At 70.7% G+C, this 10,765-nt stretch carries 8 protein-coding genes; 5 read left to right on the plus strand and 3 right to left on the minus strand.

Translation table 11 applies throughout. The annotated features are described in order from the left end of the window. The 3 genes from Q0066_RS09135 to Q0066_RS09145 form a co-directional block, all read right to left on the minus strand. Window positions 1–283: NAD(P)-binding domain-containing protein (locus Q0066_RS09135; RefSeq protein WP_298132206.1), on the minus strand; the 283-nt coding region annotated here is incomplete at its 3' end. Between the two features lie 110 nt (window positions 284–393). Beyond that, entirely contained in the window at window positions 394–3,309 is a 2,916-nt protein-coding gene (locus Q0066_RS09140; RefSeq protein ID WP_298132207.1) for a S8 family serine peptidase, read from the minus strand. Further along, a complete protein-coding gene (locus Q0066_RS09145; protein ID WP_298132209.1) occupies window positions 3,306–4,307 on the minus strand; it encodes a hypothetical protein in 1,002 nt (333 codons plus the stop codon). The genes Q0066_RS09140 and Q0066_RS09145 overlap by 4 nt, the downstream gene beginning before the upstream one ends. A 350-nt stretch (window positions 4,308–4,657) precedes the next feature. On the opposite strand from Q0066_RS09145, the gene Q0066_RS09150 reads away from it, so the two are divergent. The 5 genes from Q0066_RS09150 to Q0066_RS09170 form a co-directional block, all read left to right on the plus strand. Then, on the plus strand, window positions 4,658–5,551 hold the full coding sequence (locus Q0066_RS09150) for an endonuclease/exonuclease/phosphatase family protein (protein WP_298132210.1): 894 nt from the start codon (window positions 4,658–4,660) through the stop codon (window positions 5,549–5,551). A gap of 37 nt (window positions 5,552–5,588) precedes the next feature. Further along, window positions 5,589–6,788, plus strand: a complete 1,200-nt coding sequence (locus tag Q0066_RS09155) for a hypothetical protein (RefSeq protein ID WP_298132214.1) — start codon at window positions 5,589–5,591, stop codon at window positions 6,786–6,788. 115 nt (window positions 6,789–6,903) lie between these two features. Next, complete coding sequence (locus Q0066_RS09160; RefSeq protein ID WP_298132216.1) at window positions 6,904–8,976, plus strand: hypothetical protein; 2,073 nt, start codon at window positions 6,904–6,906, stop codon at window positions 8,974–8,976. Window positions 8,977–9,002: 26 nt separating this feature from the next. Continuing rightward, window positions 9,003–10,037 (plus strand): nucleoside hydrolase, encoded by a 1,035-nt coding sequence (locus Q0066_RS09165; protein WP_298132218.1) that lies wholly within the window; start codon window positions 9,003–9,005, stop codon window positions 10,035–10,037. Between the two features lie 31 nt (window positions 10,038–10,068). Then, the coding region (locus tag Q0066_RS09170; RefSeq protein WP_298132219.1) for a hypothetical protein at window positions 10,069–10,765 on the plus strand (697 nt) is incomplete at its 3' end.

The following is a 10,765-nucleotide window of genomic DNA, read 5'->3' on the forward strand; positions in this document are numbered from 1 at the left end:
TGTCGACGAACAGCGTGGCTTCGGAGGATCGCGCGGCCGGTCCGTCCTCGGCGAACAGGACGGCCTCCACGTCCGGCGCGTCCGGCAGCATGGTGACCACGAAGTCGGGGTCGCGGGGGAGGTCGGCCAGGTCGTCCACCACCGTCAGCCCGTCGCTCCGAGCCCGGCTGCGGGAGGCGTCCGTCCGGGTGAAGGCGGTGACCTCGAAACCGGCCGCCACGAGGTTCTGGGCCATCGGGCGTCCCATCACGCCCAAGCCGATGAAGTTGACCACCGCGGCCATCGCCACTCCTTCGTTAACTGTTGACAGTCGGCAATCTGAGGCTACACCCGAGCACGTCTGAAATGAACCCTCGCGCAGCGTTCGTGCCGCGTCCGGAGGGCGAGCGGGCGCTACAGCCGCCGCCCAGGCGGGGCCGGGGTGGCCGGCAGCAGCAGGGCCACGGCCACCACCAGCAGGACCAGTCCGGCGCCGAGCGCCACGGCGGTGGCCGCCATCACGAAGTTCGTGGCGATCGGCCGCGGATCAGCAGCGGTCAGCTTCGGAACCTGATTGACCTGGTACTCCCGCTCGAGCTCCTCGAACGCGGCGGCCACGAAGAAGTGCTCGACGTCGCCGGAGGTTCGGCTGCCGTGCACCGACAGCGACCAGGCGCCGGGCTTCGGATCGGTGATGACCAGCTGCGCTGGGCTCCGGTCGGTGTCCAGGCTCACGCCCGGATAGCCGGCGTCGACCGTCACTCCGTCGGGGTCGACCAGGACCGCTTCGAGTTGCGCGGTTCCGGACGTTGCACTGGTCGATTGCGGCCAGTACAGGACGGTGGTGAGGTCACCGGTCTGATCCGGGACGGCCAGCGGCAGCGCCACCGACCGCTGGCCCTGGGCGACCACGGCAGTCTGCTGCGCGAGCAGCACCGACTTCGACTGGAGCTGAGCGGTGATGAAGCTGCCCGCCAGTGCGACCGAACTGTTCGCGTCCGCAAAGCTGTAGCCGCACCCGGTGACCTCGGCCATCTGCTTGAGCACGGACTCGTTGAGTTCGCCGCCCTCGCCGAAGCCGATGGTGCACAGCTTGATGCCGTTGCCGCCGGCCACCTTGGCGGCCGCAACCAGGTCGGCGTCGGAGTTGCCGGATTCGTCCTGGCCGTCGGAGAGCAGGATCACCGTGCGCGTCCCGCCGTGGCCGCTGACCTGGTTGGTCCCGACCCGGATCGCTTCCATCAGGTCGGTGCCGCCGCCGTCCGACAGCCCGTCGATCGCGGCCGCCACCGCCTGGTAGTCGGCTGTCGGCGCGATGACGTCCGCGCCGCTGCCGGAAAACTGGGCCACCCCCACCTGGAAGGAGCCCGGGTACTTGTTCGCCGTCGAGCGGACGGTGGAGAGGAGCACCTTGCCGGCCTCCTTCGCGGCGTCGAGCTTGGAGAGCTTGCGCTCGACCCGACCGCCTGAGCCGTCGTCGACCATCTCGGTGCGGCCCGAGCCGGCGCCCATCGAGCCCGAGGTGTCGAAGACCAGCACCGTGGTGGCGGTGCCGTCATCGGGGGTCGCGGGGTTCGTCGGGTCCGTCGGGTTGGTCGGGCCGGTGGCGGTGGCGGGCAGCTGCTTGTGCAGCGCCGTGGCCGCCGCGCCAGCGTCCAGGAAGCAGTCGCCGGAGCAGGCGTCGCCGCCACTCTGCAGATTGTCGAGCAGGAAGCCCTTGACCTGCTGGCTGGTGAGCGACGGGTCCATCGCCCACAGCGCGGCGAGGGTGCCGGTGACGTGCGGTGCGGCCATCGAGGTCCCGTTCATGAGCTTGCACTTCACGCCGCCGCAGTCGTGTGCTCCCTCGGCGTCCGGGCCGACGGTGCTCTCGATGCCCACGCCGGGCGCGTAGAGATCCACCCGGTCGCCCGTGTTGCTGAAGCCGGCGCGGTAGAGGTGCCCGTCCCGCAGCCCGGCCGCCCCGACGACCAGGACGTGGTCCCGCACCCGGGTGGCGAGCTTCGCGGCGGCGCCGTCGCGTCGGTCGAACGAGCTGCCGATGAAAGTGAAGAAGGAACCCACCGCAGCGTCGATCTCGCCGTTCCTCCCCCATGGCATCTCATGCCACTTCGCCTTCCGGTAGCCGAGGGGCTCGCCGGTGTCCTGGACGAACAAGGGGGTGCCGGATTGCACGTTCCAGAAGTCGATGACCTTGGCCTCGTTCCCGGCGGACGCCACGAGCAGGAAGTCGTACCCGTCGAGCAGGCGTCCGAGCACCCGCGCCATAGGCTCCGTCGCCTCGCTCATCGCTCGCCGCGCGGCGGTGTTCCCCCGGCTCGCCGCGTAGGTCTCAACGAACTCGGGATTGAGCCCCATGCTGTAGTTCACGACCCGAGCGCGGCGTTCCGCGACCAGGTAGACCAACGCCAGATCCGAGGTCGAGGAGGTCAGGCAGACGTACCCGTCGTCGTAGACATCCTGCACGGCGGCGACCAATGCACTCGCCGTGTTCGAGTTGAGCCCATCGGCGGACACGCCGCTGAGCTTCGTCGCGACCGTGGCGGTCGCCGGGACCACGCCCGCCACCCCCTCGCCGTTGTCGAAGCGGGCGCCGATGGTGCCGGCGACATGGGTGCCGTGGTCCTGGGCCTCGTTCGGCGAGAGCACGTCGATCCGCAGATCCGAGTTGTCGACGAAACCCACGTCCAGTACCCCGACCCGCACCTGGCCGAGACCCTTCGCCACCTCGTCTCGGTAGTCCCACAGCACGGGTGCGTTGATCGCTTCCATGCCCCAGTTCCCGTCGGCCTGGGACCTTCCGTTCCACGCGCCGCGCCAGCCACGATCGTCCGGCTGGTAGTGGGCCGCCGCCACGTGAAGGTCGTTGAGGTAGGCGATCTCCACCTGGGGGTGCTGCTCCAGTTCGACCGCCAGGGCCGTCAGTTCGGCGCGGCTGCGGCGCTGGTCGAAGAGCACCTCGTAGCGGTTGATGGCGGCCAGGTAGCCCACCCGGCGACCGCCCCAGCCGGCGATCGCGTCGGCCGCCTCGGCCTCGGTGGTCTCGGCGGTGAACATCACCAGCAACTCGTCGGCGACGAAGACCTGCCCGGTGGCCTCGTCCAGGGCGAAGGATTCGGCGGGCGGCCGGTAGAGGGTCATCCGGTCGTTGAAGACCACCTCGCCGGTCGGCAGCTGGCTGAGGTCGGGTTCGACGACGCCCCCGCTGAGGTAGTCCCAGTACCGGACGACGCCGACGATCCCCAGCGTGCTGAGCAGCAGGCCGAGGGAGAGGACGAAGGCGGTGATGCGGGTGACTCGCCGACGGGGCGGTGCGGAAGGCGTGGTCATGACTGGCTCCCGGACGGTGGCAGCTCGGGGGCGGGCTGCCGTCCGCGACCGGGCAGGACGAGGATCGCCACGGCGAGCGCGGTCACGAGCCAGCCGCTGAGGCTGATCGGCAGGTAGGGGGTTCCGGGCCACCCGGCGGTGCCGGTGCTGGCCTGGTACAGCTGGTTGGTCACCACGAGGAAGGCTCCGGTGAGCAGGATGACGACCAAGGCGAGGACGGCTGCGATCCGGACCCAGAGCCGACCCGGTTCATGCCGCCGCCGGTGGGCCAGCGCCGCCGCCACGAGGAAGCAGGCAAGCGCGGCCAGAGTGGCGAGGGCGACCCAGGTGAGCATCCCGTCACCGGTCAGCGATGCGGCGATCAGGCGCGCCGGCGGGAAGGTCCGTCCGCCCCCGGCCACGATCACTCCGGTGCTGGCGAAGGTTGCGGGGACGCCGATGGCGAGCACCGGGAGCAGAGCTGTGGCGAGCCGGCGAGGAGTGACGCCGAGCGCGATCGCGGTGGCCGACTGGGCGCCGGCGACCACCAGCGAGCCCAGCCCGAACAGGTCGAGGTTCAGCGCAGTGCCGTTTCCGCCGGGAAGGGCCTGCGCCAGCCAGGGGGCGACCTCGGGCCAGGCGGCGGCGAGCGAGAAGCCGAGCAGCAGGAAGCCGACGGTCAGCACGACGGCGATCCGGTGCGGCGCGCCCGTCCGGCCCCGCAGCGCTTGGACGGCGGTGGCCAGCCAGCCGCCGACCGCTCCCAGCCCGCTCAGCCCCCAGGCCGAGGCGAAGGCGATCGAGGCCATCGTCGACGGCGTCTCACCCGGATTCCGCAGGAGGGCCGCCAGCAACGGGACGACCGAGGTCCAGATCGCCAGCGCGACGACGAGTGCGGCGGTGAGCAAGGCGAGGGCCGAAGCGAGGGCCCGGGCGGGCCAGTCACGCTGGCCGGATTCGTCGGCGGGGGCTGGCAGGGCGGTCTGGGCAGCCTGCTCGGATGGCGCTGCCTGCGTCATCGACGTCCCCCTCACCCGGCGTCCCCCACTCAACCGGTGCAAGGCAGGTTACCGGAGACGGCGGGCCGCGGCCTGCGACGCCGAAGGAAAGGTGGCTCCCGAGAGGACACTAGAATGACCGGCGGCGGGGGTGGCCGCCACGGAGTGCTGGAGCAGGATTGAGAAGACGAGCCGCAGCGGCCCTGGCGATCTCTTTCGTGCTGGCCGCGTCAGGCTGCGCGCCGACGGTGCTCCCGACCTCGCCGCCCGCGGCTCCGTCCGCCCCCGCAGCGACCGCTCCGGCGCCGTCCCCCACGTTGCCGTCGGCCGAACCGGAACCGGTTGTGACCGGCTCGCTGGAGCTGACCGTGATGACTTACAACACGCTCACCGGCAGAAACGACTGCGCCGGCTGCAAGGCTATGAAGGCCGCCGGCCTCGGCGACGAGCTCAAGCTGAGCGCGCGGCTGCCGGTGGTGGCCGAGAAGGTCCAGCTTGCCGACCCCGACATCATCGGCTTCCAGGAGAACGAAGGCGCCGACCCGCTGCCCCAGACCCGCCTCGCCACGCTGCTGCCCGAGTATGCCTGGGCCAACCCGGACGCCACAGTGCCGATCGCGGTCAGGTCGTCCCGGTTCACCGTGGTCGACTCCGGCGTGGAGCAGCTGGAAAAGGGCGCGCGGAAGTGCATCGGACGAGACCGCACGAACGGCCGGTTCGCCAGCTGGGCGCTGCTGCGGGAGACCGCCACTGAGCGCGAGCTATGGGTCTTCAACACCCACCTCCACCCCTATGACCAGGCCGCCTGCGCGGACCTGCGGGCCGCCAACGTGGCTCGGCTGGCCGAGTTGGTGACGGCCAAGAATCCGGACGGACGGCTGCCGCAGCTGATCCTCGGCGACTTCAACGCCTTCGGTGACGAGACCCGCGAACGGTTCTCCGCGCACCTGACGACCCTGCGGGAGCTCGGCATGGCCGATGCCGCCGCGATCGCCGCCCAGGACGACTCGGACGTGCCGAACGCCGCCTCGGCCGGCTGGATGACCGCCACGGTCAAGGGACGCAGCCAGGTCAAGGTGGTCCGGACCAGCGGACGCCACATCGACTTCATCTGGGTGCCTCAGGACGCCGAGGTCGCCAGCTGGGCCGTTCTTTCGGGGCCTGGAGTCGAGCACCGCCGGATCCGGGGAGTGAAGGTCCCGGTGTGGAGCGGGGTCATGGGCTCGGACCACTCGCCCGTCGTCGCCCGGCTCGCCCTGGCATGATCGAACCCAGCACCAACCAGGACTGAACGGAGCAGCCATGCCCTTCCCCGACGCCCGGGCGGCCCTTGCCGCACTCGCCGACGGATCGGCCTCTCCCGAGGCGCTGCGCGAGATCGTGACCGCGTTCCCCCAACTGCGATCGGTGGTGGCCGCTTACCCGGCCGCCGATGAGCCGCTGCTGGCTTGGCTGCGTGACCTGCGCGATCCGGCGGTGGACGCTCAGCTGGCGAAGCGGACGGCAGCGACCCCACCGCCTGGTCCCGTCGTCCAGCCGACGCCCGTCCAGCCGGTCCCGCAGCCGACGGCCGTCCACCCGGTTCGGCAGGCGGCGCCCGTCCACACCGCTCCTCAGCCGGTGGTCGCGGTGCCGGCTGCCGCCAAACCGCCGGCTACCCCGACCGAGCCTCCGGCCGCCCCGTCCGAACCGCGCCCGCGCCGGATGTGGCCGGTCGTGGTCGGCGTCCTGGCCGCGCTCGTCGTGCTGGGGGGCGGTGTCGGGCTGGCCTTCGCGGGCGGCCTGCTCGGCGGCTCGACCGGAACCCAGGCGGCGCCGCCGCCGGCAGAGCCCACGGAGCAGCCGTCCGAAACCGCGTCCGCGCAGCCCACCGAGAGCCCAGGCGTCAGCGAACCGCCGAGCCAGAGCCCGAACGTGATGCCCACCCCGACGCCGACCACGATGCCGGTCGGCCTCACCTGCTGGGACGGCAGCGCCGGCGCCTCCGCCGCCGACTGCGCGGCGCCGACCGGGAAGGACGCCGCGTGGGAGTACCTGCGGTTCGCGTTCCCGTCCATCGCCTCCCACGCCACCTGCGAACAGGTGGACTCCTCCAAGAACCGGGAGTACTCCGGTTTCACGGTGATGTGGGACTGCGAGCTCGGCGAAGCATTGGTCCGGTACCGGTTCTGGGAGAAGCCCTCCGATGCGGTGTCGCTCTACGACGACAAGTACGACGCCAAGACCACGCTGGCGACCTACGACCTGCTGGTCGGGGCCGACCCGGTGAGCGGGTGGGTGAAGACGGACAAGGACACCGTCAAGGGTCCCGGCGGCGTCAAGCGAGTGGTCGCCACCGGGTGGCTGCCCGACCACCAGCTCTCCTTTTCGGTCGAGGGAGACACCACGGACGCGCTGTGGGCCGCCTTCGAGACCATCCGGATGCGGCCCGCCGACCAGCTGCTCGGTCAGCCGGCCGACCAGACTCCCGTCGAGGTGCCGGTCCTCGTCCAGCCGGCCTGAACCGGAGAATTTTGGAAACAGCCCCCGCCGCCGTCAGCGGCAGGCCATACTCTCCTGCTGGGGAATCAGTGACCGGCCGCCCCAAACCGAGCGGCCGGTGTCGATAGGGGGGACCATGACCGGTCGCGACTACGCGAACCTGGAAACTGCTCGGGCTGCGCTGGCCGATCCGCGCCTGCCCGCGCCGGAGTTGTTGGCGCTGTGCTTCGCGCAGCCGTCGCTGCGTGCCGAGGCGGCGATGCACCCGTCCGCGGATCGCAATCTGCTGGGCTGGCTGGCCGCCCAGGACGATCCGGTGGTGGCAGCAACAGCCGGGGTGCGCCTGAACAGTCTGGGCGCCGCCCCGCCGCCGATTCAAGCGCCGCCAGCAGCCGCGCCCTTCCAGTCAGCTTTCGCTGCACAGCAGGTGCCCGGGCAGCCGATTCTGCCGCCGTCCGCGCAGCCCGCCTTTGCGGCGGCCCAGCAGGCGCCCGCGCAGCCCGCGCCCGCGCAGACCTCCGTCCGGTCGGGCAAGGGCCGGCGCTTGGCGCTGATCGGCGGCGCGGCTGCCGCTGCTCTCGCCGCCGCGGCCGCGACGTGGTTCTGGGTGATCCCGATCTTCCTGGGCGGCGGCTCTGCCGCCGCGGTGTCTTACGCTCCCGAGTTCCGGCAGGCTCCGGGCCTGACGGCGGTCAGCGCGATCGAGGGGCTTCCGAGCAGCCAGGAATGGACGACCAGCTTCGTGGAGGCGGGGCCCGACCTGATGGTCGGCTGGAACTCGACTCCGGCGGTCTACGACTACCAGTTCGAGGCGAAGGAGTACCGCAGCGCCGTCGAAGCGCGCCAGCAGTGGGACGCCGACTACGCGGTCGGGTTCGCCGACGGCGCGCGCTGCCTGAAGCGGACCGATGCCGACCTGACCTGGTACTCCTCGATCGCGGAGTACTGCGAATACCAGACTTCCGAGAACCTCAGCACCACGTCGTCGGGGGGCTACGCCGGCTACGGCGACGCCGTTCGAGGGCTCTCCGCTGACCCGTCGCGCGATTCGAGCGCACCCGAGGTTCCGGCCAAGCCGGTGCCGCCCGCGATCGGTGACAATCTGGTCGGCGTCGATCTGAAGTCGGCCAAGGTGGCGTGGACGTGGAACCCGGCCGACCTCTGGGAGGGCGTCACCCCGTCGATTTACGGCTTTCGGGTGAGTGACGGCGTCATCGCCGTCCTGCTCGCCGACCCCGCCGAGAACAGCGACGAGGACGCCAACCCGGTGTACTGGCTGGCAACCCTCGACGCCAAGTCCGGGGCGGTCAAGTCGAGCGTCCAGACCAGCCGCCGGGACGCCTGGTCGATCCAGTGGCTGGTGGGCGACTCGCTGATCGTGACCAACGACAAGCAGCAGTTGCGGGCGCTGAACGTCGCGGACCTCTCCCAGGAGAAGTGGAACTCCAGCGCCGTCCCGATGTACGCCGAGGAGGGCGGCTACGCCGAGGTTCTCCCCGGCGGCTACCTGCTCACCGACAACGGCTACCTGCGGGCCTCCGACGGTCAGCGGGCGGAGTTCGCGATCGACGCCGGACGCCGCGGCGTCCTGCTCGCCAAGCTTCCGGGCACCGAGGATCAGCTCATCCGGACGGAGTCCGACTCCGAGCGGGAGACCCAGCGGATCGCCGGCTTCGACGCGGGGAAGAACTCCGAGACCTGGGTGCTCGATCGGCTCTCGCTCGGCGCCCATGTCCGGGTCGCGGGCGGGCTGCTGCTGGTGATGGACGCGGGCGAGCTGTCGGCGTACACGATCAAGGGCGACGAGCTGGAGTCGCGCTGGCGCCACCGGTGCGCGGCCTCGTCCTGCTGGCTGACGTTCGCCGACAACGACCGAGTGGTCGTCTCCGAGGAGAGCGAGGTGTACGTGCTCTCGTTGCGCGAACAGGGCAAGCTGATCGGCTCGGTGCGCGTTCAGCCGTATTCCTACTCGTTCGTCGCGAAGTCGGTGCTGTACACGGTCGAGGACAACGGCGACGGACACGAGATGATCGCCTACGACCTGGACAAGTCGGGGTTCCCCGCGCTGTGGCGGTCGGCCGTCTTCGCAGGCTGGGTCAGCCAGCCCGGCGAGCATCTGGTGATCGAGGACAGCGGGCGCGCCCAGCTGGGGATTCTGGGCGGCGATCGTGACGACTGGCGAGCCCTGGAGCCCCGCGAGAGCCCCTGAGCCGACTGGATGCACTGGAGGTCAGAGTGCCCGAAACCACCCCGCTGATCGTCGACGTCGACACCGGCATCGACGACTCGCTCGCGCTGCTGTACCTGATGGCCAGCCCGGAGGCCGAGATCCTCGGCATCACCTGCACGGCGGGCAATGTGCCCGCCCGGCAGGTGGCGATCAACAACCTGGCCTGGCTGGAGCTCTGCCGGTACCCGGAGGTCGAGGTGGCGCTGGGCGCCGAGGCGCCGATCGTCCAGCCGCTGATGACCACCGAGGAGACCCATGGTCCGCAAGGCATCGGCTACGCCGAACTGCCCGCGCCGACCCGTGGGCTGTCGCCGCGGCACGCCACGCAGGTGTGGATCGACAACGCCCGACGCCGTCCCGGGGAGGTCACCGGCCTGATCACCGGGCCGCTCACGAACCTGGCGCTGGCGGTGAAGATCGAGCCCGAGCTGCCCCGGCTGTTGAAGCGGATCGTCGTGATGGGCGGGGCATTCAACCACCCCGGCAACACCCTGCCCACCACCGAGTGGAATATCGCGGTCGATCCCGACTCGGCCAAGATCGTCTTCGACGCCTTCTCCGGGCTGCCGGAGGGGCGTCGTCCGATCGTCTGCGCTCTCGACGTCACTGAGCGCGTCGAGATGCACCCGCATCACATCGCCGAGTTGGCCGAGGCGGCGGGCAGCACCCCGGCCGAGATCATCTCCCCGGACGACGAACCCGGCCGCCGCTCCACCGCGTCCAACCCGGTGATCCGGCACCTCAGCGACGCCGTCCGGTTCTACATGGAGTTCCACCGGCTCTACGACCAGGGCTTCCTGGCCCACATGCACGATCCGTTCGCCGCGGCGGTCGCGCTCGACCCGAGCTTGGGTCGCGTCCGTCCGGCGACGGTGGACGTGGAACTGGCCGGCGCTCTCACCCGCGGCCAGACGGTCGCCGACTGGCGTGGCATGTGGGGCAGGCCGGCGAATGCTGACATCGTGGTCGACACGGACCCGGCGGAGTTCTTCCGACGCACCATCGAGCGTGTCGGAGCCCTCGCTCGGAGTCTCGCCTGACCGGATCGCAACCCGTCGCAAGGAGGACGCAGTGAACCGCAATCTGACCCTGATCCTCGCCGGCACGCTCATCGTGGTCGCCACCTACCTCTACCTGGTGATCGCCCAGCCCGTCGAACTGCAGCATTCCAGCACCGGCCCGGCCGGCCTGATCGCGATGGCCGGCTACCTCCTGGGTGCGATCCTGATCGCGATGGGGTCCGTCCAGCGGCTCTCGACCAATGTGGTCGCCATGATCCCGGTTGCCATCGCGCTGAACATCGTGGTCGGCCAGCTCGTCGCCGTCCTCGGTCTCCCGGTCTATCTCGACTCGATCGGAACCGTGCTGGTCTCGGTGCTGGCCGGGCCGGCCGCTGGCGTGGTGACCGGCATCCTGACCAACGTGATCTGGGGCCTCACGCTCACACCGATCCCGCTGCCATTCGCGATAGTGCAGGTCGTCATCGCGCTGCTGGCGGGCTACGCCGCGCGGCTGGGCATGTTCCGCAGAGTCTGGACGGCTCCCATCGTGGGCGCCGTCGTCGGCGTGGTCGCGGCCATGATCTCGGCCCCGATCGCGGCCTTCGTCTTCGGCGGCGCGACCGGAGGCGGCACGGGTGCGCTCGTCGCGATGTTCCAGGCCTGGGGTCAGTCGCTGCTCGCCTCCACCACCTATCAGGGCCTGATCTCGGACCCGCTGGACAAGCTGATCACCTTCACCGTGGTGGTGCTCATCCTGACCGCGCTGC

The organism is Micropruina sp., from assembly GCF_027492755.1.
Taxonomy (GTDB): Bacteria; Actinomycetota; Actinomycetes; order Propionibacteriales; family Propionibacteriaceae; genus Micropruina.